Raw genomic sequence first — 23,130 nt, forward strand, 5'->3', positions numbered from 1 at the left:
TGGCGCTACTTCGCGGGTGCCTGGGCCGGAGGCGTGGGAACCCCAGCCGCCGCCGGAGCCTTCACCGGAGCCTGTCCCGGGCCACTGCCGCCGGACGCGCTGCCCGCGCCGCCCACGCCCTGCTGGGCTTCCGGAGGAGACGCCGGCCGCTGCTTCTTCGGCCCTTCCGGCGCGGCGGTGAGCTTCACGGGCGTGCCGTTGGTCAAATCGCGCGCGGAGCCGAGCAGCACCACGTCCCCGGCCTTCAACCCCGAGCGCACCTCCACGGTCTGCGCCACGTCATCCCGCAGGCCAGTCATCACCGCCACCTGCTCCACCTTGCCGTCGGAGATGCGCTGCACGGTGGGCGGCTCCTGGCGCGTGTCCAGCGCGTCCACCGGCACGGCCAGCGCCTCCTTCGACTGGGACGCCACGCGCCCCAGCGCGAACAGGCCGGACAGGAGCGTCTGCTCGTTGTTGGGGATGCCCACGTAGATGCGCACCTGGCCCGTGGCGGGATCCACCGCCGGGTTGATGCGCTCCACCTCACCCTTGAAGGCGCGGCCCTCGTAGCCGTTCACGCGGAAGTCCACGGGCGTGCCCACCTTCACCTGGCCCAGCTGCGCCGCGGGCACGGAGGCCTCCAGCCGCAGCGTCGCGGGGTCCACCACGACGAAGAGGGGCGCGCCCGGCTGGACGATGTCGCCCGCGTTCACCTGCCGCTCGCTCACCACGCCCGTGAAGGGCGCGGCCACCTTCGTGCGCGCCAGTTGGTCCTGCGCCAGCTTCAGCCGCGCCTGCGCCTCCGCCAGCTGTCCCTCCGCCTGCGTCCGCGTGAGCTGCGTGCGTTCGAAGTCGCGGCGGGTGATGACGCCCTGCTTGACCAGGGTTTGATTGCGCTGCTCATCCGCCTTCGCCACCTGCAAGGCATTGCGCGCCACGCGCAGGCTGGAGCTGGCCGCCAGCACCTGCTCGCGCAGCGTGTGTTCCTCCACGCGCGCCAGCAGCTGACCCTCCTTCACCGTCTGGCCCTGGTCCGCCATCACGTCCAGGATGCTGCCCCCTACCTCCGCGCGGACGCTGGCCAGCCGCCGCGCCTGGAGCGTTCCGGAGATGACGGGCCCGTTCTCCAGCTTCAGGGGCTCCACGCGCACCACGTTCTCCGGCCCCAGCGACACCACCGTGGGCGCGGTGGGCGCGGCGGCCTCCTCGGAGCGCTGTCCGCAGGCGCCAGCCAGCCAGACGCCGGCCAGCACGGCTCCCCACCGTGAACCCGTGCGCCGGGCTCGAAGACCCGCTGTCTCTTCGGTGCGTTCCACGGCCTGCCTCCCCGGCCCCCAGGGGCCATTGGCCCTGGAGTTCCACCCGGGGGCGTCCCCGGGGCCGGGTAAACGTGGTGCCGCCTCCCCGGCCGGGGAAGTCGTGCCACCACCGGCCGTGAACCTGGAGAACACGCCCGGCCCGTCCCCCTGACAGGCGGGGAGGCATGCGAACGTCGCCTGGAAAGACGACGGCCTCCGTCCCAAGCGAAGGGACGGAGGCCGCTTTTTCACATCCGGGCGAGGCTCAGTGGACGCTCGGCGCGGCGGTCACGAACGCCGTGGTGAGGCAGCTCTGGTTGGCCATCTGGTCCAGGAACGTCTGGCGCGCCAGCACCTCGTTGAAGGTGCGCACGGGCGTGCCGTCCGCGCGGTCCGGCACGGTGAGCGCGCCGCTGAGGAACGGCGACAGCGCGCCGGTCCAGCTCACGTGGGTGAAGTTCGTGCCCAGCTCGTCACCGTGGCAGCCGTCGCAGGTGTTGAGCGAGAAGACGTGCCGCGCCTGACGGTTGGGGATGACGGACGCCGGCTGGCTCCAGAACGGCGGGGTGGCCACGGGGTTCGTCACGACGGCGCGGCCCGAGCGGAAGGTGCCGCCGGCCCACGGCAGCGGGACGGAGTACGTGCCCGCGATGATGGGCCCTGTGTTGGCGTTCACGTAGGCCGGGAACAGCGTCGTCTGCCGGGTGCGGTCCGGCGTCTGGGCCACGGTGTGGCTGTTGAGCAGCCCCAGCACCGGCGGCGGCGTGGTGGAGTAGGAGTTCGGGTTGATGGAGCCGTTCCAGAGACGGAACTCACGCAGCTCCCAGGGGCTGGCCAGCCAGTCGTCGTTGGTGCGCACCTGGTTGATGGAGCTGCGGTTGGGCTTGCGCGGGGACAGGTCGCGCTTGGCGAACTGCTCCGTCAGGGCCTCCAGCGCCGCGTTGTACGACGCGCTGCCCAGCGGCAGCCCGGACAGGGCCTGCCACTGCTGCGCGTAGGTCTTGATGGCCGCGCAGCCGTTCTTGTCCACCCCGTACTCCAGGATGACCAGGAAGGGCACCGTGTAGCAGCTCGACCCCGTGCCCGTGGTGGCCGCGAAGATGAAGCGCCCCTCGCCCGCGCTGCCAGCGCCGTAGGCCGGGTTGCTGCCGGCCAGGTCCAGCCGGTTCACGATGGCGATGAGCTTGAACGGCGATCTCGCCAGGTTCAGCTCACCGGAGGCCAGCTTCGGCCAGGGGCCGATGAGGTTCCCCGCGATGGACGTGCGCGGCGGATTCACGAAGCCGTTGATGGTGCGCGGCTGCTCCCACTGCCGCAGCCACTCGCGCACGAAGGTGGAGGGGGCCACGCCCGTGAAGGGCTGGTTGGCCATCTCCGTCATCAGGTAGTTGAACGTCCACTTGCCGGTCGGGTTGCCCACGCCGGTGCACGGGTCATACGTGCGCGTCGTGTCGTTCACGACAGCGGGCGCGCGGATGATGAGCGAGCGCGCCGGGTCCACCAGCGATGCCAGGCCAATGGGCTGGATGGGCACGGGCTGGCCCACCGGGAACTGCGTGCTCAGCGCCGTCACCGGCACGGTGCGCACCAGCTGGCGGTTCTCGAACACGGCCGTGGTCAGCTGCGTGGGCGACTGGGATTGCGCCTGGGCAATGCGCTGCTGCTCCGCCTGGAGCGCCACGAAGTCGAACGTGCCGGAGGCCGTGAAGAGCAGGTCGCCCGCCACCGCGTCGCCACCCTGGCCGTTGTCGCGGAACGTCAGCTGCTGCGCGCCGTCCGCCATCGTCAGCGTCCCACCGCGGAACGCCTCGTTCTCCGTGCGCCTCGAGTCCAGCTTCAGCTGGAACACCGTGGCCGTGCTCTTGCTGGCCGCGCCCTGGGGAATCGCGAACAGGGACTCCACCACCGGACGCGCCTCGTCCCCCTCCAGGGCCTGCAGGGTCGTACCGAGCGCCACCTCCAGGTTGCCGGACGGGTCCACGGCCTGGGCGGAGGAGTCCGCCTGGGGCGCGGAAGGCGCGGGAGTCTCCGGGACGGGCTGACCACAGCCCACCGCCAGCGACGAGGCCAGGAGCGCGAACGGCAGACGCTTCCGGGAATGCTTCCACAGCAGGGACAGCTCAGGCTTCATGGGGTGTGCTCCACTCACGACGGGGATACCGCGACGACAGGCTCGCGATGGGGCACCCTCCCCCTCACCGTGCACGGAACCCCGGACACACCGGTCCCGTCCCCCTCCGTGAATGCGGAAAACGCCCCATGCCCCTCCGGTCCTTGCGACACGGAGGCGAATGGAGCGTTCTCATAACATGAAACACTGACTTTTATCGACTTCCAGATTTTGTAACCTATTCAGTTACAAGTCTGGGATTGCTGTAGCCGATGAGGCTACAACCCGCTGACCCCGGAGGGCGCCTCGCTGATGAGGCGGGTGCCGGACTGGAAGTGGCTGGTGCTGCCGCAGTCGGGGATGGGGTTGAAACCCGAGCACGTCACGGGCTCGTGGGCGCGGGTCTCCGAGGTGAAGCAGCGCGCGCCGGCCTCGTTCCACTCGGCCTCCAAGCTCCAGGACTCGGAGTCGGCCTGGATGCCCACGCCGTCGTAGAGGTTGACCCACTGGCCATCGGTGGTGTGCGACGCGCCGTCGCCGCAGAAGTCCGCGCGCACCATGCGGGTGCAGGCCTGGTGGTGGCCCGCGAGGCTCTGGCCGTTGACGGTGACCCAGGGCTTGTAACCGAAGTGCATGCACTTCGCGATGGCGGCGCCCTCGCAGGCGAAGGTGAAGGCGGTGGCGTCCTCAATCTTCTCGCCGCCACCCGCCACGCCCTGGAGGTAGTTCCAGCGGCCGGCCACGGCGATGGCGGGGAGCGCCCCACCGTTCGCGTCCTGGCACACGGCGCGCCAGTTGCCGTCCGAGCCCTGGTAGGAGACCTGGTAGGACCACAAGTCGCTGTCGCCGCCGCTGCCCTGGGTGATGCCGTCCACGCGCACGGGCAGGGTGGAGCCGTCCCCCAGCTTGCCGACGAAGCGTGCACCGGTGAAGCCCGTGCCCGTCACGGGGTTGGGGCCGTCCAGGCCGACGAAGGCGGTGCCCTGCAGCCGCACATTGGTCAGCGTCTTGCCGGAGGCGGAGGTGGCGCCCGCGTACGCCACGGACACCAGCATGCCGCCCAGCTCGCTGTTGTTCAGGTTGCGGCCGTTGAGGTTGCGTCCATTGAGGTTGCGCCCATTGGGAGAGACGACCTCCGCCACCTGCGTGCGCAGGGAGGGAGCCTCGGGCTCCGACGATTCCGTGCCACAGCCCACCGCCACGACGGCGAAACACGCCGCGACCACTCGCTGCAACGTCCTCATCTGGATGCCCCTTCCCTGCCCCGACCCCGACCCGCACCGCGTTACAGGGCACAAGGTCAGTCCGGTGGGCGGGAGCGGCAACCACACGAGGCCCGTCCGGGCACTTGCAGCGTCCAGTGGCTTCCAATTGGAGGAGACCCCAGGGTGATGCCAGCGGTTCCCGGGGGGTTCCAGTGTCCGGTGGTGCTCAGCCGCCGGACACGGGCGCGTCCGCGCAGACGCGCAGGCCCACCGTGACGTCGCGCAGTGAGGCCTCCGGCAGCTCCCGGTTGGAGGACCGCGCGCTCGTCACGTTGAAGGTGAAGCTGCCGCCCCGGGCCACCGGGCGGCCGGGCTCCAGCCACGAGCGCGTCCACTCCCAGACGTTGCCGGCCATGTCGTCCGCGCCGAAGGGGCTGCGGGACGCGGGGTGGCTGCCCACGACGTCCGGGCCAAAGCCGCCCGGGTCCTTGCCGTAGGTGACGTCCACGTTGGCCTCGTCCGGGCCCAGGCGGTTGCCGTGGGGGTACTCGCGGCCGTCCACACCGCGCGCGGCGCGCTCCCACTCCAGCTCCGAGCACAGCCGGGCCCCCGGCACCCGGCCAGACGTGGACAGCCACGTCACGTAGGCCTCCGCGTCCGCGAAGTTGATGCCGCTGACGGGGAACTGGCGCCAGTCCTGCTCCGTGCGCTGCGAGCGCCGGGCGTACCGGATGGGCTCGCCCGTCCGCGCCGTGTACCGCACGCCGCCGGGTTGGAAGCGCAGGCGCCAGCCATTGCCGTCCGGCTCCAGCGCCAGGCCTCCGGCGTAGCCGCCCGTGCCCACGCGGGGCAGGCGCGAGGCGCGCTCCTCCGCGGGCAAGGCCGCCAGGTATTGGAGCCAGTCCGCGTACGTCGTCTCGTGGCGGGCGATGAGGAAGCCCTGCACGGGCACGGTGTGCAGCGGGGTGGCGTTGAAGAAGTCGCGCACGCTGGACTCGGCGGCGCTGCCGAAGCGCACGTCACCCGGGGGCACGTACACGAACCCTGGCGGGAGCGAACCCGCGCGGACGAGCGGCAGGACGACGCTCCGCGACTCCCCGCGCGTCAGGAGCAGCGGCTGCACCGACGCCTCGTGGCCCGGGGCGCGCACGGTGAGCTGGTAGGTCCCCGGAGCCACGGTGAGGCCGGTCCAGGGGAGCGCGCCCGGGGAAGGCAGGGGCTCGCCGGCGACCTCTGGCCCCGTGGCCTCGCGCGACACGGGGCGCAGCTCCGCGGAGGCACCGGGCGCGTCCACCTGGAGGGACAGGTGCGCGGGCGTGTTCCAGCGGCTCCAGCGAACGCCGTCGGGGTCGTAGAGGCGCAGGCGCTGGAGCAGCGCTGGCAGCACGGGCTCGCGCTCGCTTTCGGCCCACAGGGCGCGCTCGTAGAGGAAGTCCGCCAGCGCGTCGCGCACATCGGTGCGAGTGGGGGCCAGCGCCAGCGCGCGCTCCAGCCGGTCCGCCACGGCGTCGAAGTGGTGGGACAGCTGTCCGGCGTGCCCCGCCACCTTCGCCCAGCTCCGGTCCCCGTCCGCCTTGTGGCCGGTGTCGTAGAGCTGGAAGGCCTCCGCGCGCTCGGCCTGGAGCGCGTCGCGTTCGCGGCGCACGGCCTCCAGCTCCGACCCGGCCGAGGCCAGCTCGCCATGCACGCGCACGTCGAGGATGCGGCGCTCGCGCCACTGGAGGCCCGCGTACACGAGCCCCAGCGACACGAGGAAGCCCAGCGCCAGGCCCACCTTCAGGCGCCGGCTGCGCACGCCGGTGCGGCGCGAGGTGCTGAGGAAGGACTGCTCGCGCTGGGTGAGCTCGGACGACTCCAGGAGCTCCGTCTCCGCCAGCTGGCGCGGGCCCCACAGCGACTCGCGCGCATGGCCCAGGCGCTCCCACTGCGCGGCGGCGGCCTCCAGGCGGGCCTGCACCTCGCGGCGCTCGCCCGCCTCCACCAGCCAGCGCGCCAGCGTGGCCCACCCGGTGAGGAGTGCTTCATGGGCCAGCTCGTACGCGGTGCCGCCCTCGCCTTCACGCGCCACGAGCAGGCGCGCGCGCACCAGGGCCTCCAGCGCCGCGCGGTAGCGGGGGTCATCGCCCACCAGCTCACGGTCCGTCTTGCGCGCGCGGGTGCCGTCCGCCGTCACCAGGCGCAGCATCACCCCACGCGCCGCCGAGCGCTGGTCGGGCAGCAGGCGGGCCACCGCGGCGTCGGCATGCCGGGCGAGCGCGCCGGACACACCGCCCAGCGAGTCCAGCGCCGCCTGGGTCATCACGCCGCGGGACTCGTCGCGAGCGTCCCACAGCTCCGCCAGCGCGAACTGGAGCAGCGGCAGGCCGCCGTCGGAGGCCGCCGTGGAGGCGACGAGCGCGTCCACCACGGTCTCGGATTCGAAGCTCACGCCCTTCACGCGCGCGGGACCGACGATGGCCTCACGCGTCTCCTCCGGCGTGAGCGCGCGCAGGAGGTACAGCGCGTGCGGCACCTCCGGGCCCAGGCCGGGCACGGCGGTGAGGCGGGTGAGGAAGTCGCTGCGGCCGGTGGCGAGCAGCCGCAGTCCGCCGGCCGCCTCCGTGAGCGACCCCAGCGCGGCGCCCGCGAGCGCGGCCTCCTCCGGCGGGGACAGCGTCACCAGCTCCTCCAGCTGGTCCATGTAGACGAGCAGCCCGCCCTGCGTGCCCAGCTTCGCGCGCAGCCTGCGGCCGAGCGACGCGGGGTCCTGGCGCAGCGTCTCCGCGAGCGGCTCCTCTTCCACCTCCAGCACCGGCGCGAGCGCCACGGCCAGCGCGGACACGGGCCTGCGCCCGGGCACGAGCCGCGCGGTGCGCCAGCGCCGGCCGTCCTCCAGCGCGCCGTCCGCCACGGCGGGGAGGATGCCCGCGAGGCACAGGGACGACTTGCCCACGCCGGAGTCGCCCGTCATCAGCAGGAAGGCCTCCGCCTTCAGCCGCTCCAGCACGGCGCGCTGCTCGCGGCGGCGGCCGAAGAAGAGGCCGCGGTGCTCGGCTTCGAAGGCCCGGAGGCCACGGTAGGGATTGCCCTCCGGAATGACGGCCGGAAGCTCCTCGCGCGTCAGCGCCTCCAGCGCGTCGAGCAGCTGCGCGGCGGACGCGTGGCGCTGGGCGGGGTCTCGCTTCAGGCACTTGTCGATGGCGGCGGCGAAGCCGGGGTCCACCGACTGGGCCACCTCCTGAAGGGGGCGCACGTCGCGGGTGCGCACGGCCTCGGACAGCTCGCGCCAGGGCACGTCGCGGAAGGGGCCTTTGCCCGCGCACAGCTCGTAGAGCACGACGCCCAGCGAGTACACGTCACTGCGCGCGGTGAGCTCCTCGCCGGCCCAGGCCTCCGGGGACATGTAGTAGGGCGTGCCCACCAGCGCGCCGCGCGGCAGGGACGGCAGGAAGACTCCGTCCAGCGAGCGGGCGCCCAGGGCGGGGCTGGACTCCGGATCCCAGTCCGCGGGCAGCTCCGGCGGCGGCAGGGGCGCGCGCGGAGGGGTGGGCTCACTGGCTTCGGCGCGGTCGAGCAGCTTGGCCAGGCCGAAGTCGAGCAGCTTCACCTCGCCGCTCTCCGTGAGGACGGCGTTGCCGGGCTTGATGTCGCGGTGGAGCACGCCCCGGCGGTGCGCGGCGCCCAGGCCGCGGGCCAGGTCCCGCCCGATGCCCAGCGCGCGCTCCCAGGGCACGGGCCGGGCCAGCCGGTCCAGGCTGACGCCCCGGATGAACTCCGAGATGAGGTAGGGCTGATCCTCCAGCTGTCCCACCCGGTACAGGGTGACGACGTTGGGGTGCTGGATGCGGGCGGCGGCGCGGGCCTCCACCAGGAAGCGCGCCAGCGCGTTGGAGCCCAGCGACGGGATGAACTTCACCGCGACGGGGCGCTCCAGGAGCGTGTCGTGCGCCAGGTACACCCGGCCCGTGCGTCCCCGTCCGAGCGGCCGCACGATGCGGTATTCGTCGAACTCCTCGGGAGGAGTCCACGCGTCGGGTGAAGAGGACGAGGCGGGAGAGCCCACCAGGGTTGCCTACGTTTCCCGCGTCCAGGGGTCAACCGGGGGGCCTGCGGGAGAGCCCGTCCCGGCGCAGGGTGCCGCACCCGAGTGTCCACCCATGGACACTGCGGGGCGGAGCCTGGGGTTACTCCTGACCCGAGCGGGGCTTCGCCTTGCTGGGTTTGAGCATGTTGCGGATCTTGTTCTCCAAGTCCTGGGGCAGGCAGGGCTTGGCGACGAACTCGTCAGCGCCCACGGACAGGGCGTGCTCGGCGTTGCCGGCGAGCACGTGGCCGGTGAGGGCCATCACGGGGATGTCGCGGGTGCGGGTGTCCTGCTTGATGCGCCGCGTCGCCTCCCAGCCATCCATGACGGGGAGGGACAGGTCCATGAGGATGATGTCCGGCTCCCCCTCCTGGGCCTTCTCCACGGCCTCCAGGCCGTTCTTCGCGGTGTCCACCTCAAACCCGCAGAATTCCAGGTATTCGGCGTACATCTCGCGGGCGTCGTCGAAGTCGTCGACGACGAGGACGCGCTGCTTGGCGGAGTTCACGGGAGCGGGCCCACCGCTCGCGGTTGGCTCACCCTCTGGAGATGTCAGGACCGCGTTCTTCATGGAGCAGAGGCCTCGCATGCAGGGGAGGGGCGGAGTGAATCTAAACACGTCCACCGAAAAGCGCCCGTTCTCGCAAGATTTCCCTGGACGGATCCCAGGGTAGGTCCGCTGTCCGCTGAGCGACAGGGACACAGAGGACGACAGTGTAGGTGGGCGGAGGGACTGGGGGTGGGGGTCAGTGGTTGAGTCGATACACGTGGACCTTCCCTCCTGGCGAGGACAACGGAGGAGGCACTTCAATCCACGTGAGGAGCGGCTCGTCGTCCGAGACCAATCCGAGCTGCGGGCGGCTGTAGGGGATCATGCCGGGCGACGGATTCAATATCCCGCCAAGCGCCTCCCATTGAGTCCCGTTCCACCGTCGCACCTGGCCCTTGCCAGACCTGTTGCCATCAGTCCCCACCAGACCGGAGAGCGCCACGACTAGGCGCCCCTGGGTGTCCAGCGTCACCGAGCTCACGGTCGTGCTGTCCACACCCGGCAGAGCATCCAACGCTCCACCCCACGGCTCCCAGGCGCTTCCCGTCCACTTCTGCAGGAGAGTCCTTGGCTTTCCCGTGAGCGTATCCAATGTCGCCACCAGCGGAGCATTGCTGGCGTCGAACGACAGGGCCGTCGGAAGGCCAGACAAGGTGGCGCCTACGTCCTGCCAGGCGCTTCCTGTCCATCGCATTGCGGTGTTCGATGTAGCTCCCCCTCCAGGGATCTGCTCCCTCAGCACCATGAATGGATATCCCCTGCCATCCACATCGAGGAAGAAGGAGTCCACAATCGAGTTCGCTCGCAGCTCGATGGCGGCTCCCAACTGCCCCCAGGCGCCGTTACGCCATTGGCGGATGTAGATGCGATGCCACCCTGAGCCGGTCTCATGGGTTGCAAGGGTGAGATACGGGTGGGGCCCCTGAGCAAACCGCCAATCCGGCACGTAGGTCGTCTGCGTGACGGGCGTCAACGCGGCGCCAACGGGTTCGAACGACTGCCCGTTCCAGCGCTGGACGAACCACTTGAGATCATTGGCAGCCATGGCCTCGAACCATGCGACCGTTGGACTTCCGTCCGCATCCACCTGGAGCGTGCACTGAGTAGCATTGACGAGCCTACCTGAGCTCATCGGCGTCCCCATGGCCTCCCATGAGGCCCCCCTCCAACGCCGGACATGAACCTTGAGTGTCTCTTCTACGGCCCCCGCCCAGGCGACAATGGGATGCAGATCCGCTCCCATTCCGACTGAAGTGCTCTCGACATAGGCCTCACCGGGAGATTCCGTGAGAGGAGCACCCAGGTGGAGATACGCGGGCACGAACCAAGACCAGTCCCGGTCCGCGGATCCAAGCTTGTTTCCGGCGAGATCAACAACCGTGTCCGCAATCACCACCCGGACCCGCTGATTGACCGGTAACGGCGAAGTCGGACTCAAGGTCAAGGTCCTTCCATCACCCGAAAGAAGGACGCTTGCCTCCAATCGCCCGGACTCCGTCAACAGTTGGACCGCCTGTCCATTCACAGTGCTCGCATCCAACGGCTCCGAGAAGGTGGCTTCAACGGGCGCCAGGACTGAAACCTCAAAGGCATCATTGGCGGGCACCTGGGCAACCCTCCTTGGACTTGTCCGGTCCACCACCAACTGGCGCGGGGCGCTCAAGAACTCCTGTTCCTCTCGAAGAGCGCGGATGACGAACGCATGCGGGCCCTCTGAAATGGATTGCGTTTCCCAGTCCAGGACGAACGGCGCTTCCAAGTTGGCGACCGCTGCGCCATCCACGAGCAACTCCACGCGGTCTGGAGCGGCTCCCGTCAGTTGAACCTGGAGCCTCGCGGTGCTTCCGACAGGTGCCCCTTCCACGGGTGACACCCATTGGATGCCAATCGGATCCTGCTCCTGCGGACCCGTTCCTGCGTCACTGCCTGGAGGCGTCTCGGATGGGACGGCGAGGTCAGGAATCTCGATGCATGCCGCGGGCATGAGCAGCATCGCCATCCAGATGAAGCTGAGATTTTTCATGGTGACGCGTCTGAGCAAGAAGGAGTCCATCCGGAAGCAGACCCGATCCGTATGCATCCTCGGGACGTTGCGCGTCCAGCGGCACTGGGACACGTCTCCATTCAAGACGGGAGGATCCCACCTTGGGGACAGCTTGAAACGAAGATGCCCCCGCGAAGCATGGGCTTCACGGGGGCATCCAGGAGGATTCAACCTCCTATGTCAGGCTGACGCAGCCAGGCTCAAGGCAGAGGCAGGGCCGGCGCGGCCTGCTGGATGATGCCCGTCGCTTCCAGGTCCGCGTTGATCGGCTGGCCCCAGATGGACTCGTAGACGTCGTTGGTGCCCAGGACGGGCGCCAGGTTGCTGAACACCACCCGGAGAGGAACCAGGTTCAGGCCGACGAGGGGGTTGCCGCTGTAGATGAAGGAATAGCGGGTGCTGTACCCGGACGCCTGGATGCCAAACACCGGCAGCTCGGCCGGCGTGCGCGTCTGGATGGGCTTCGTCGGCTCGGCCATTTCCAGGGGGAAGCCCTGGCCACTGGTGTTGCCAATCTCACCGAAGGAGTTGCCACCCGTGCCGCCGACGCCGTCGATGTCGACACCGAAGAGGACCTGGACGGACTGGCCGACCTGCTTCGCGATGGGCGCGCTGAAGCTCACGAACACGGTCTCACCGGTATTGAGCTGGAACGCGCCATTCGCCGGCGGCCGCTCCTGCTCCTGGTACCGGATCTCCGCGATGGTCACCGCCCTCGGCGCGGACTGGTCGCCGCCGAAGAAGAAGCCCGTGCGGCTGTAGTTGCTGCCACCCTCCGCGGCCACCGCGCGGACGAAGATGTTGTACTCCTTGCCCTCCTGCACGATGCCGTTGCCCGGGGTGATGGTCGCCGAGTAACCGCCGACATTCACCGCGGCCGTCACCGGCAGCGACTCCTTGGCGTACTCGTCCGTCAGGCGCACGAACACCGAGCCCGGCTGCACCGGCTGGTTGAAGTACACGTAGATGGGCTCGCCAGGACGCACCATGTTGCGGAGCGGATCCACCTCCGCGGCGCCCTTCAGGCTGGACACGTTGCCACCCTCGATGTTCAGCGCACCCGCGCCCGTCGGCTTCGAGAAGGACAGCTGCGCGAGCGTCGTGGCCTGCGACCCCACGATGGTGTCACCCGAGTAGCTCTTCGTGTAACCGCCCGTGTCCACGACCCCGTCGCCGTTGGTGTCCATCGGCGCGATCCAGAGGCTGTAGGTGCCGGTCAGCCGCGCCAGCTCCACGCCGGAGGGGATGCCGGTGAAGTTCAGGACGCCGTTGGCGTCCGCCGTGGCCTCCACGTAGACCTTGCTGATCACGGAGGAGACGGAGTCGTAGTTGCTCAGGATGACCGAGCCCGCCTTGTCCACCTCGAGCACGCCCTTCGCGCCCACCGCCGGACGGCCCTGCGGCGTCACCACGGTGACGGCCAGCGAGCTGTTCAGCTGCGCCAGCGTCACCGGACCGAAGCTCGCGTTGCCGTTGTTGATGGGCACCGTGCCCGCAGCCGACGGCACCGTGGAGGTCGCGCGCAGCGTCGAGTAGCCGCCCTTGCTGAACGTCAGCAGCACCTGCGCGCCCGCCGGCACGTCCGTCATCACGAAGTTGCCGCTGGCGTCCGTCGTCGCCGACTTGCCCGTCGGCTGGCTGCCAATCGTCATCGCGACCGCGACGTCCGCGAGCGGCTGCAGCGTCGTGCTCAGCACCTGGCCCGACACCGTGCCCTTCGGCGTGGAAGGAACCACCACCGACACGTTGTTCGGATCACGGATGCCGTCAGCGACACCATCGTTGTCCGCGTCAGTCGCGTCACCGCACCCCCAAGCCAGCAGCGGCAACACGGCCATCAGCACATGCTTCTTCATCGTCCCCACCTTGAATTTATGACGGAATTTTCACGCCCCAGCTGCTCCCAAAAGGGCGGAAATCGGACACTCCCCGACGCGGGCCCACGCCGTCAAGGTGGGGTAAATTCTACCCAAGGGCTGCCAAGCGCCTTGAAACTAGGATGACTCGCCATGTCAGACGTCAACGACCCCTGCCTGGGCTGCGCCATCGTTCGCGGAGAGGTCCACCCACCGGGTGGCGTGCTCGCGAGGGCGCCCGGGCTCGTCCTCCACGGGGTGGCGTCCCCCAGCCCCGTCCCGGGCTGGGTAGTGCTCACCAGCGATCAGCACGTGCGCGGCTGGTATGACCTGGACGAGACGGCCTCGCGGGAGCTGGGGCCGTTCGCCGCCCGGGTGATGCGCGCCCAGCGCGAGGTGCTCGGCGCCGAGCACGTCTACGCCTTCGCCATTGGCGACGTGCTCCGCCACTTCCACCTGCACCTCGTCCCCCGCTTCGCGGACACCCCGTCCCACCTCCGGGGTCGGGGCGCCTTCGACGCGGCCCCGGCGGAGCACCTTTCGCCGGAAACGCTGGAAGCCGCGGCCCGGCGGCTGGCGGCGGCGCTCGCCCGCTGACCCACGCCGGGCGTGCGGTGCCCTCCCGGGCTCTCCAGTGTCATGGACCTGACACCGTATCGGGGGAAGAATGCAGGCGTCCTCATGCGTGCGTTCCCCCTCGGTCCCTGGCTGCTGTCCCTCTGGCTCCTCACCGCCGGTCCCGCGCTCGCGGACAACAACGCGGACGAGGCGGATATCGCCTTCGAGCTGGGCAACGACGCGTACTCCCACGGCAACTACACGGAGGCGCTGCGCTCGTACTTCACCAGCTACCGGCTGGTCCCCAACCGCAACGTCCTCTTCAACATCGCGCGCTGCTTCGAAGCGCTGGGCAAGTTCAACGAGGCGTACCGCTACTACAACGACCTGCTCGGCGAGGACCTGCCCGCCGAGGACGCCTCGGAAGTCACCCGCTCGCTGGAGCGGCTGCGCCCGAAGGTCGCCCTGGTGCGCGTCACCACCAATCCCCGCGGCGCGGAGGTCTTCGTGGACCGCGCGGACCTGGGCAGCCGGGGGCGCTCGCCGCAGACGCTCGCGCTGTCGCCGGGCCGCCACAAGGTCCTGGTCCAGAGGTCCGGCTACCGCCCCACCGAGGCCACCGTCACCCTCGTGCGGGGCCGGGAAGTGCCCGTGGACCTGGACCTGGCCCTCATCACCGGCATGGTGGACATCACCGGCTCCCCCGAGGGCGCGGAGGTCCGTGACAGCCCCACCGGCCCCCTCCTGGGCCGCATCCCCGCGAAGCTGCGCCTGTCTCCGGGCCAGCGCGTGTTGCATGTACGCGCGGCCGGTCACGCGCCCGGCCAGTACGTCATCGACGTGCCCGCCGAAGGCACCCTGCCGCTCGCGGTCACGCTGACCGCCCAGACGGCGCCCAGCGGACGCGTCGTCGTCACCGCCAACCACGACGGCGCCACCGTGCGCGTGGACGGCCGGCCCGCGGGCTTCACTCCCACCGTCGTCACCCTCCCGCAGGGCGAGCACGTGCTGGAGGTGGAGAGCCGCGACGTGCGCCCCGTGCGCCAGAAGGTCACCGTCATCCCCGACCAGGAGGTGAAGGTCCACGCCACCCTGCGCTACGAGCCGCCCCCGGTGCGCGCCGCGTCCAAGCGTCTGCTGTCCGTGGACGAAGCCCCCGCTTCCACCACCGTGCTCACGCCGGAGGAATTGCGCGCGTTCGGCTGGCGCACCCTGGCGGAGGCGCTGGCGGGCGTGCGCGGCTTCTTCCTCACCGACGACCGGACGTACACGTACCTGGGCGTGCGCGGCTTCTCGCCGCCGGGCGACCTCAACACGCGCATCCTCATCCTCTGGGACGGCCACGCGATGAACGACGTGTGGGCCGGCCAGGGCTACGCGGCGCATGACCTCAGCGTGGACCTGGAAGAGGTGGAGCGCATCGAGGTGGTGCGCGGCCCCGGCAGCGCGCTGTACGGCACGGGCGCGTTCTTCGGCGTCATCAACGTGGTGCCGCGTGAGTCGCTGGGCCTGGACCGGCGGCTGGAGATCACCGGCGCCGTGGGCGCGATGGGCTCCACGCTCGTGCACGCCACCACGTCGTGGGAGGACCCCCAGCGCTCCGTCCTCTTCAGCCTCGCGGGCATGAAGTCCCACGGCGCGGACACCACCCGCCTGGGCGACCCGGGCCCCATCGTCACCGGCCTGGACGGCGAGAAGGCCGGCACCGGTTCGCTGCGCGCTCGCCTGGGCAACCTGTCGCTGGCGGCCCGGCTGCACGGGCGCAGCAAGGACGTGCCCACCGCGCCCTATGGCACCGTGGTGGGCGCGCAGGGCACGCGCGTGCAGGACGTGCGCGGCTTCGCCGAGGCCAAGTACGAGCGCCCCCTGTCCGAGCGCTTCGTCCTGTCCCTGCGCGGCGCCCTGGACCTGAGCCGCTACAAGGGCCACTGGAACTACGACGGCGGCGACAGCTCGGCGACGAACACCGACTCCGGCGCGGCGGACTGGCTCACCGGCGAGGCGCGCCTGCTGGCGGTCCTGTCCGAAGCCAACCGCCTCACCGTGGGCGTGGAGGGCCAGGCCCAGCTGCGCGTGGACCAGAAGAGCGTGGGCCCCGCGGTGGCCGCGTCGCTGGGCTCGCGAACGCGCTCGCTCGTGTCCGTGTACGCACTGGACGAATGGCGCCTGCACCCGCGCCTGAGCCTGTCCCTGGGCTTCCGCGTGGACAAGTACTCCGACCTGGACTCGCTGCCGCTCACGCCCCGGCTCGCGGTCATCGGCCGGCCGTATGAGCAGGGCCTCACCAAGCTCGTCATCGGCCGCGCGTTCCGCGCCCCCAACGTCTACGAGCTGTTCTACGAGGACAACCTCCTCACCCAGCGCCCCGCGAAGCAGCTGAACCCGGAGACCATCACCACCTTCGAGGTGGAGCACTCACACGACCTGACGCACGAGCTGCGCGTGACGGTCGCGGGCTATCACAACCGCATCTCCCAGCTCGTCACGCTCACCACCGAGTCCGTGGCCACGCCCGCTTGCGGCACCGCGAGCGCGCCCACCCAGTGCCTGGTGTACGCGAACAACTCCGGCGAGACGCTCGCGTGGGGCGCGGAGGCCGGGCTGCACTGGCAGCCGGGCCGCTGGCTGCTGGTGGACCTGAGCTATTCGTACGTGAATCTGCGCAACGCCTCGCAGGACGTGGTGGAGGCCGCGCCCGCGCACCTGGCCTCGGGACGCTTCCTGCTGCCCGTGGGCAATGGCGACATGCGCATCGCCACGCAGGCCACCTACCAGAGCGCCCGGGTGCCGAGCGTCGCTGGCGCGGACAGCGGGGAGGCGCTGCTCGTGGGCTTCGGCGTGTCCGGTGACTACGGCCGGCTGCGCTACTTCGCGGGCGTGAACAACCTGCTCGACTCGCGCTACGCCTTCGTCGTGAGCGATGACGTGTCCGCCGGCCCCGTGCCGCAGTACGGCCGCACCTTCAACCTCCAGCTCACCGGCAGCTTCTGAGAGACTCTCGCGCCATGACTGACCTCCGCTTCGACTTCATCGACCCCCGCCACCCGCTCTACGCGGGCGAGCTGGAGCTGCGCTTCCGCGTGCTGCGCGAGCCCCTGGGCCATGTCCGCGAAGACGTGAAGTTCCCCTTCGAGGACGCCAGCCTCCACCTGGTGGCCCACGCGAACGGCGACGTGCTGGGCTGCGTGCTCTTCCACCCGGAGGACGCGCACGGCGGCCGGCTCTTCCAGATGGCGGTGTCACCGTCGCTGCAGAAGAAGGGCCTGGGCGCGAAGCTGGTGCGCGCGCTGGAAGAGGAGCTGCGCACGCGCGGCTTCCGCCACGTGCACCTGCATGCGCGGGCCCCCGTCGTCCCCTTCTACGAGCGCCTGGGCTACGCGCAGTACGGCGAGCTCTACGAAGAGGTGGGCATCCCCCACCGGAACATGCAGCGCGACCTCTGAGGCTTCAGGTCGCGGAGGCGTGGGCCGCCGGCAGACGGCGGCCGCTCCAGAGCACCACCACCAGCGCCGTGAGCGACATCGCCGCGCCCACCGCGCACACGCCCGGCCAGCCCGCGCGCGTCCACGCCGCCATGCCCGCCCACGCGCCCGCGGCGCCGCCCACGAAGTAGGTCACCATGTAGAGCGTGTTGAGCCGGCTCCGGGCGTCGGGACGCAGCGAGTACACCCGCGCCTGGTTGGCGATCTGATTCGCCTGCGCGCCCAGGTCCAGCAGCACCACGCCCAGCGCGATGCCCCACAGTGAGTGCCCCCAGAGCCACAGCACGACGAAGGACGCCAGCAGCACGGCGATGGCCAGCGCGTTGATGCGCCGGTCCCCGCGCTGGTCCGCGTAGCGCCCCACCAGCGGCGCGATGGCCGCGCCCGCCACGCCCACCACGCCGAAGAGGCCCGCCACCTGCGCGTCGTAGTGCCCGGGCAACGAGCGCAGGTAGAGCGCCAGCGTGGCCCAGAACGCGCTGAACGCGCCGAAGGTCAGCCCTCCCAGCAGCGCGTGCAGCCGCAGCACGGGCTCCGTGCGGGCCAGGTGGATGAGCGACCGCATCAACCGCGGATAGGGCATGGAGGCCAGCGGCGGCTGCGCGGGCAGCGTGAAGCGCAGCACGACGCCCGTCACCACCATCAGCCCCGCGGCCACGAAGAACATGGTGCGCCAGCCCAGGTGCGTGCCCACGAAGCCCGCCGCCGTGCGCGACAGCAGGATGCCGATGAGCAGCCCGCTCATCACCGTGCCCACCACGCGTCCGCGCTCCGAGGGCGCCGCGAGCTGCGCCGCGAACGGGATGAGCATCTGGGGCACCACCGTGGTGACGCCGATGGCGAAGCTCGCCGCCACCAGCACGTGCAGGCTGGGCGCGAGCCCCGCGACCACCAGCGCCACGCCCACGCAGCCGCACAACAGGAGGATGACCTTGCGGCGCTCCAGGCTGTCCCCCAGCGGCACCAGGAACAGCATGCCCACCGCGTAGCCCACCTGAGTCAGCGTGGGCACCAGCCCCAGCGCGCTCCCGTCCGCCCCCAGCGTCCGGCCGATGTCTCCCAAGAGGGGCTGGTTGTAATAGAGGTTCGCGACGGTGACGGCGCCGGCCACCGCCATCAGCCAGACGAGCGAGGGACGAAGCGAGGCGGAAGGCGCGGGGTCGGAAGGCGTCTGCATGGCGGGCGGCGCAACGGATAAGCCCCGCCTGGACGCGCTTCAAGCAGGACGTGCGCGCCCATCACCGTCCGGGCGGGCAGGCCGTGCGTGCCCCCCTTCCCCACGGGGCCCGCGCGCGGCAGGCTGCGGGCCATGCTTCGTTCCCTTCTGCTGTGCGCGGTGCTGGCCCTGGCCGGCTGTGGTGACTCTTCATCATCCTCCTCGGGTGACCCCGCGAAGGTGACCTACGCCGAGTCCCTGGGCGTGGACCTGTCCGCGATGAACAAGAGCGAGTCCGGCCTCTACACGCAGGACCTGGTCGTGGGCACCGGCAAGGAGGCCGTCAACAAGAGCTACGTGTTCGTCCACTACGCGGGCTGGCTGCCGGACGGCTCCATGTTCGACAACAGCCGCGCTCGCGGTGAGCCCATCGACTTCGTGATTGGCAGGGGCGATGTCATCAAGGGCTGGGACGAGGGGCTCGTCGGCATGCGCGTGGGCGGCAAGCGCAAGCTCGTCATCCCATCCGACCTGGGCTACGGCTCGCGCGGCTCCGCGCCCGTCATCCCCAGCGACGCCGTGCTCGTCTTCGATGTGGAGTTGATGAACGTCTACTGACGCGCGTGACAATGAGCCCCGGCGTTGGCTTCAGACGCCGGGCGTTCCCCCGGACACCGGCGGCGAGCGCTTCTTCGGAATCGTGGAGCGCCCCTTCGGCCCCTTCAGCGCCACGCCCAGCAGCATCGTCGCGGGCAGCATCATGCCCAGCCCCTGCGTGAGGTCCTGCGGGGGATGGGTCGCCACGCCCAGCACCATTCCGGCGAAGAGCAGGCCGCAGACGATGCGGAGGATGAGGGCGTTCACGGTCGAAGGCTCCCAGGCGGGCGGTGCCCGGTGGCGGGCGGCCGGAGCATAGCGCGCGGCGCCCCGCCGCGCCGTCCGTTAAGGTGGCCCCGTGAGCCTCCTCAAACGCTTCCAGTCCGGCTACGAACCGCCCGCTCGCTCGCGCGACACCGCGCTCCTGTTCGCCGCGCGCGGCATGGACCTGCTCGTGTCCGAGCACGATGGCCGCCTCGACCTGCCCCGGGGTTCGGCCCTACCGGAGGCCGCGGTCAGCGCCCACTTCCTGGGCATGCTCGACGACACCGACTGCTACGCGGCGCCCATGCCCGGGGACTTCACGCCACCGGAGGGGCTGAAGTTCGTGCCTGCCCGCTCGCTCTACAAGCAGGTGGACGAGGTGACCTTCGCCGTGGCGGGCCGCGCGCTCTCCATCTCCGAGTGGGACCTGAACCACCGCTTCTGCGGCAAGTGCGGCGCGGCCACGCAGCTCGTGCCTGGCGAACGCGCGCGCCGCTGCCCGGTGGACCACACGCCGTTCTATCCGCGCATCGCTCCGGCGGTCATCGTCCTCATCACCCGGGGTGACGAGATGCTGCTCGCGCGCAACGCGTCCTTCCCGGAGCCCTTCTTCAGCACCGTGGCCGGCTTCGTGGACGCCGGCGAGTCGCTGGAGGAGACCGTGCTGCGCGAGGTGAAGGAGGAGGTGGGCGTGGACCTGAAGAACGTCACCTACTTCGGCAGCCAGCCGTGGCCCTTCGGCCGCTCGCTGATGGTGGGCTTCATGGCCGAGTACGCGGGCGGAGACGTCGTCGTGGACGGCAAGGAGATCGCCGAGGCGCGCTGGTTCGGCGTGGACGACCTGCCGCGCATCCCGCCCCGCCTGAGCATCGCGCGCCACCTCATCGACACCTTCATCAACCGGGTGAAAGCCCGCCAGCCCCAACCCTGAGCCTTCCGGGCTTGACCCCCTCCCCCCAAGGGTGCGCTTGATGCGCCCCTTCGCACCGCACGCCATGCCTGCCGCACGCCCGCACATCGAGCCCCGCCGCGTCCCCACCGCCGACTCCGTCGTGGTGAAGGAACTCTATCTCTCACTCCAGGGCGAGTCGTCCCACGCCGGCATGCTGTGCGGCTTCATCCGCCTCACCGGCTGCCACCTGCGCTGCTCGTACTGCGACAGCGAGTTCGCCTTCCACGGTGGCAGCCGCATGAAGGTCTCCGAGGTCGTCGAGAAAGCCCTGGCCTGGAACACGCCCACCGTGGAGGTGACGGGCGGCGAGCCCCTGCTCCAGCCCGGCGTGTATCCGCTGATGGAGGCGCTGCTGGACGCGGGCCTCAAGGTGCTGCTGGAGACGAGCGGCGCCATCGACGTGCGGCTCGTGCCCCCGGCCGTCCACAAGATCGTGGACATGAAGACGCCGTCGTCCGGCGAGTGCGACCGCAACGACTACCGCAACCTCACGTCCATGAACGCCAACGACGAGCTGAAAATCGTCATCGGCTCACGCGTGGACTACGAGTGGGCGCGCACGCTCGTGCAGGAGCACAAGCTGGGACAGAGGCCCTACAGCGTCCTGTTCTCCACCATCTTCGACAAGCTCCACCCTCGCCAGCTGGCGGAGTGGATCATCGAGGACCGGCTGCCGGTGCGCTTCCAGCTCCAGATGCACAAGTACCTCTGGGACCCCAACGAGCGCGGCGTGTAACGCGCGCCCTCAGGGCCCGTGCCGCCCCACGGTCAGCACGAAGGCGGTGAGCGCGCCCCACGCCAAGAGCCCCAGCAGGTTCAGCGCGGACAGGACGCGCAGCATGATGGCGAAGGCCCGGTCGCCCACCTCGTCGCGGCGCCGCAGCTTCCGCGTGGAGATGACGGTGCCCGCCACCGCCGCCGCCAGCGTGCACGCCAGCTCCAGCAGCACCTCCAGGCCTCCGCCCAGCCTCCCGTAAGCCGACCCCGAGAGCCGCACCACGGGCGCGCCGAGGAACAGGAAGCCCCCGACGTTGGCCAGCAGCGCCAGCCGCACCGCGCGCGACGGGCGCGTGTCCCTCAAGCGTCGCTCGGCGCAGGGCGCGCAGTACGCCGTCTCTTCCAGCACCTCCGTGCACGCGCCGCACAGGTAGCCGCCGCAGCGCGCGCAGAGGGCCACAGCGGCCGCTTCCGGATGCTGGCCACAGCGGGCACCCGAGGGGCTCGCGGTCATGCGCGGAGGCTAGAAGCCGGGGGGCGGCATGCGGGCCGCCGCCGCCGCGATGCCGTGCGCGCCCATGCCCAGGAACACCGCCGTCAGCACGGTGCTGGCCACGAAGCCCGCGACGATGAGGTTCTTGCGCGGGTGCTCGAACTGGCTGAACGCGTAGACGAGCATGTAGCAGGGGATGAGCAGCACCATGACGCCCGTGCCCACGCTGCGGCGGAAGGCGTGCGTCAGCAGGAGGGCCGCGCACACGAGCGAGACGACCCCGAACAGGATGGCGAGTGGCAGGAGCGGCACACCCGTCCCCTTAGCATGCCTTCGCCCCTTTCGCGGCGGACGTGCGCATACTAAGGACGGCCCGCCGCCCACCCGCCGAGGAGGTCCCCGCCATGGCCACGTTCAAGACGTTCCTCATCTTCATCCTGGCCGGCACGCTGCTGGGCACCTTCATCGCGTCGCTGGTCGCCCCCTCCTACATCGAGTGGTACAACAGCACGCCGCTCGCCTCGCAGACCATGTGCAACCTGCCGGAGGTCGTGCGCCGCGTGACGACGTCGCTGATGCACTCGCAGCTGATGGGCGCGGGCATTGGCGCGGGCGTGGGCCTGGTGGCCGCCATCCTCGTCGCCGTGCGCGCCCGGAGCCGCGCGAAGCAGCGTCCGGGTTCGCCGCCGCCCGCGGCCACCGCCGCCTGAGCGGGCGCTACTGCTGCTTCGGCAGCACGTAGATGGAGGGCGACTGGCCCACCAGCACGCCGCCGTTGTGGTCCTCCACCTCCACGTAGAGGAGGATGGCCTGGTGGGGGTCCTCCGGCGGCGACGGCACCGTCCAGGTGGGCGTGGCGATGCGCGGGTCGCTGAACACGCCGGCCGGCTGCGGCGGCTGCTGCGACCAGCTGTAGAAGATCTCGTCGTTGTCCGCGTCCGTCGCCTCCAGCTGGAGCTGGATGACCGTCCCCTCCTCGAACTTGAGCCCGCCCGGCGTGGACGGCGAGCCCAGCGGGCGCGGTCCAGCGTGGATGACGGGCTGGTGGTTGGGCTCGGAGCACCCTGCGCTCCCCAGACCCAACGCGAGCAAGACGAACACGAACGAGCGAGAACGCGACATGGACTTCCCCCTGCTAGGACAGGCCACACCCTAATTCGGCCCCCGGCGTTCCGTACACCCACCCGCGGGCCCCAACCGTTTCATCAGCAGGCGATGAAACAACCGCGGGCGCCGCGCCAACTGTCGCGAGGCGCGCATCCTGCGTTGTGAAGAGAACCCCTTTCCGCCAACAAATCAGGGGGACGTGCGTCAACGCCGTCCCGGGCGCCGCGCGAACAGCCGCAACTTGTCCGCGCGCGTCAGCCGCTTGATGGCGGCCTCGCGGCGCAGGGCGGTGCTCCGGTCCTGGGCGGGCTCGCTCCACACCAGCGTCACCGGCAGCCGGGCCCGCGTGTACGCGGCGCCCTTTCCCCTGCCGTGCGTGGCCAGGCGGCGCTCCAGGTTGTTGGTGGCACCCGTGTAGAGCGTGCCGTCCCGGCAGCGCAGCATGTACACGGTCCAGGCGGTGGAGGGGGCTTCCGACACGGCGGGCCCCACTCTACCGCCAGGACCGCGCCCCTCAGAAAAGCTTCTGCCCGCCCCCGCGCCTGCCGTGCAGGCGCGCCAGCCGCCGCTTCTGGCTGCGGACCGCGTGCGTCTTGCGAACGCGCGCCATGACGTCCGACACCTGCGCCAGTGGATCCGTCCGCCACCCCGCCAGCACCTGCGCTTCGTGCACCACGCCCACCAGGCTGTCTCTTA

20 protein-coding genes and 1 pseudogene are annotated in these 23,130 nt (G+C 70.7%); 7 read left to right on the forward strand and 14 right to left on the reverse strand.

The features are described from left to right. Positions 1 to 5 precede the first annotated feature (5 nt). From D7Y21_RS20160 to D7Y21_RS20190, 7 genes are all read right to left on the reverse strand, one after another. On the reverse strand, positions 6 to 1,298 hold the full coding sequence (locus tag D7Y21_RS20160) for an efflux RND transporter periplasmic adaptor subunit (RefSeq protein ID WP_121715117.1): 1,293 nt from the start codon (positions 1,296 to 1,298) through the stop codon (positions 6 to 8). A gap of 247 nt (positions 1,299 to 1,545) precedes the next feature. Continuing rightward, positions 1,546 to 3,411 carry a hypothetical protein gene (locus D7Y21_RS20165; protein ID WP_121715119.1) on the reverse strand — a complete coding sequence of 622 codons (1,866 nt, stop codon included), beginning with the start codon at positions 3,409 to 3,411 and terminating at the stop codon, positions 1,546 to 1,548. Positions 3,412 to 3,668: 257 nt separating this feature from the next. After that, a complete protein-coding gene (locus D7Y21_RS20170; protein WP_121715121.1) occupies positions 3,669 to 4,634 on the reverse strand; it encodes an ADYC domain-containing protein in 966 nt (321 codons plus the stop codon). A 187-nt stretch (positions 4,635 to 4,821) separates the two neighbouring features. Continuing rightward, positions 4,822 to 8,637 carry a bifunctional serine/threonine-protein kinase/formylglycine-generating enzyme family protein gene (locus D7Y21_RS20175; protein ID WP_121715123.1) on the reverse strand — a complete coding sequence of 1,272 codons (3,816 nt, stop codon included), beginning with the start codon at positions 8,635 to 8,637 and terminating at the stop codon, positions 4,822 to 4,824. Between the two features lie 121 nt (positions 8,638 to 8,758). Continuing rightward, the gene (locus D7Y21_RS20180) at positions 8,759 to 9,229 is read right to left on the reverse strand and encodes a response regulator (RefSeq protein WP_014393311.1); all 471 of its coding nucleotides are present in this window, start codon (positions 9,227 to 9,229) and stop codon (positions 8,759 to 8,761) included. 175 nt (positions 9,230 to 9,404) lie between these two features. Beyond that, positions 9,405 to 11,231, reverse strand: a complete 1,827-nt coding sequence (locus tag D7Y21_RS20185) for an Ig-like domain-containing protein (protein WP_158627321.1) — start codon at positions 11,229 to 11,231, stop codon at positions 9,405 to 9,407. A gap of 221 nt (positions 11,232 to 11,452) precedes the next feature. Further along, on the reverse strand, positions 11,453 to 13,108 hold the full coding sequence (locus D7Y21_RS20190) for a carboxypeptidase-like regulatory domain-containing protein (RefSeq protein WP_121715127.1): 1,656 nt from the start codon (positions 13,106 to 13,108) through the stop codon (positions 11,453 to 11,455). A gap of 153 nt (positions 13,109 to 13,261) precedes the next feature. Here D7Y21_RS20190 and D7Y21_RS20195 point away from each other — a divergent pair, with 153 nt between their 5' ends. The 3 genes from D7Y21_RS20195 (at position 13,262) to D7Y21_RS20205 (ending at position 17,109) form a co-directional block, all read left to right on the forward strand. After that, positions 13,262 to 13,705 (forward strand): HIT family protein, encoded by a 444-nt coding sequence (locus D7Y21_RS20195; RefSeq protein WP_121715129.1) that lies wholly within the window; start codon positions 13,262 to 13,264, stop codon positions 13,703 to 13,705. A gap of 84 nt (positions 13,706 to 13,789) precedes the next feature. Further along, positions 13,790 to 16,657: a TonB-dependent receptor domain-containing protein gene (locus D7Y21_RS20200; protein ID WP_120562522.1), complete on the forward strand. Its 2,868-nt coding sequence runs from the start codon at positions 13,790 to 13,792 to the stop codon at positions 16,655 to 16,657. 14 nt (positions 16,658 to 16,671) lie between these two features. Continuing rightward, entirely contained in the window at positions 16,672 to 17,109 is a 438-nt protein-coding gene (locus D7Y21_RS20205; RefSeq protein WP_120562523.1) for a GNAT family N-acetyltransferase, read from the forward strand. A gap of 4 nt (positions 17,110 to 17,113) precedes the next feature. Here D7Y21_RS20205 and D7Y21_RS20210 read toward each other — a convergent pair whose 3' ends face one another. Next, complete coding sequence (locus D7Y21_RS20210; protein WP_121715131.1) at positions 17,114 to 18,325, reverse strand: MFS transporter; 1,212 nt, start codon at positions 18,323 to 18,325, stop codon at positions 17,114 to 17,116. Between the two features lie 132 nt (positions 18,326 to 18,457). Here D7Y21_RS20210 and D7Y21_RS20215 point away from each other — a divergent pair, with 132 nt between their 5' ends. After that, positions 18,458 to 18,922 carry an FKBP-type peptidyl-prolyl cis-trans isomerase gene (locus D7Y21_RS20215; protein WP_199724217.1) on the forward strand — a complete coding sequence of 155 codons (465 nt, stop codon included), beginning with the start codon at positions 18,458 to 18,460 and terminating at the stop codon, positions 18,920 to 18,922. Positions 18,923 to 18,952: 30 nt separating this feature from the next. On the opposite strand, the gene D7Y21_RS20220 is transcribed toward D7Y21_RS20215, so the two are convergent. After that, positions 18,953 to 19,168, reverse strand: coding sequence for a hypothetical protein (locus tag D7Y21_RS20220; RefSeq protein WP_120562526.1), 216 nt, complete (start codon positions 19,166 to 19,168; stop codon positions 18,953 to 18,955). A gap of 91 nt (positions 19,169 to 19,259) precedes the next feature. Between D7Y21_RS20220 and nudC the strand changes: the two genes are divergently transcribed. Both nudC and D7Y21_RS20230 read left to right on the forward strand, forming a co-directional pair. Then, positions 19,260 to 20,096 (forward strand): NAD(+) diphosphatase, encoded by an 837-nt coding sequence (gene nudC, locus D7Y21_RS20225; protein WP_121715133.1) that lies wholly within the window; start codon positions 19,260 to 19,262, stop codon positions 20,094 to 20,096. 64 nt (positions 20,097 to 20,160) lie between these two features. Beyond that, positions 20,161 to 20,853, forward strand: a complete 693-nt coding sequence (locus D7Y21_RS20230) for a radical SAM protein (protein WP_121715135.1) — start codon at positions 20,161 to 20,163, stop codon at positions 20,851 to 20,853. 9 nt (positions 20,854 to 20,862) lie between these two features. Here the strand turns inward: D7Y21_RS20230 and D7Y21_RS20235 are convergent, their stop codons facing one another. Next, positions 20,863 to 21,348: a hypothetical protein gene (locus D7Y21_RS20235; RefSeq protein ID WP_147469338.1), complete on the reverse strand. Its 486-nt coding sequence runs from the start codon at positions 21,346 to 21,348 to the stop codon at positions 20,863 to 20,865. A 9-nt stretch (positions 21,349 to 21,357) separates the two neighbouring features. Then, positions 21,358 to 21,639, reverse strand: a complete 282-nt coding sequence (locus D7Y21_RS20240) for a hypothetical protein (protein WP_120562529.1) — start codon at positions 21,637 to 21,639, stop codon at positions 21,358 to 21,360. 92 nt (positions 21,640 to 21,731) lie between these two features. Here D7Y21_RS20240 and D7Y21_RS20245 point away from each other — a divergent pair, with 92 nt between their 5' ends. Continuing rightward, positions 21,732 to 22,037 (forward strand): hypothetical protein, encoded by a 306-nt coding sequence (locus tag D7Y21_RS20245; RefSeq protein ID WP_014393298.1) that lies wholly within the window; start codon positions 21,732 to 21,734, stop codon positions 22,035 to 22,037. A 7-nt stretch (positions 22,038 to 22,044) separates the two neighbouring features. Here the strand turns inward: D7Y21_RS20245 and D7Y21_RS20250 are convergent, their stop codons facing one another. The 3 genes and pseudogenes from D7Y21_RS20250 to D7Y21_RS20260 form a co-directional block, all read right to left on the reverse strand. Beyond that, the gene (locus tag D7Y21_RS20250) at positions 22,045 to 22,449 is read right to left on the reverse strand and encodes a hypothetical protein (protein WP_120562530.1); all 405 of its coding nucleotides are present in this window, start codon (positions 22,447 to 22,449) and stop codon (positions 22,045 to 22,047) included. Between the two features lie 189 nt (positions 22,450 to 22,638). Then, positions 22,639 to 22,878 (reverse strand): GIY-YIG nuclease family protein, encoded by a 240-nt coding sequence (locus D7Y21_RS20255; RefSeq protein WP_120562635.1) that lies wholly within the window; start codon positions 22,876 to 22,878, stop codon positions 22,639 to 22,641. 70 nt (positions 22,879 to 22,948) lie between these two features. Beyond that, positions 22,949 to 23,130: pseudogene (locus tag D7Y21_RS20260) on the reverse strand (hypothetical protein); the annotation flags it as partial.

Source organism: Corallococcus sp. AB045, assembly GCF_003668895.1.
GTDB classification, from domain to species: Bacteria; Myxococcota; Myxococcia; order Myxococcales; family Myxococcaceae; genus Corallococcus; species Corallococcus coralloides.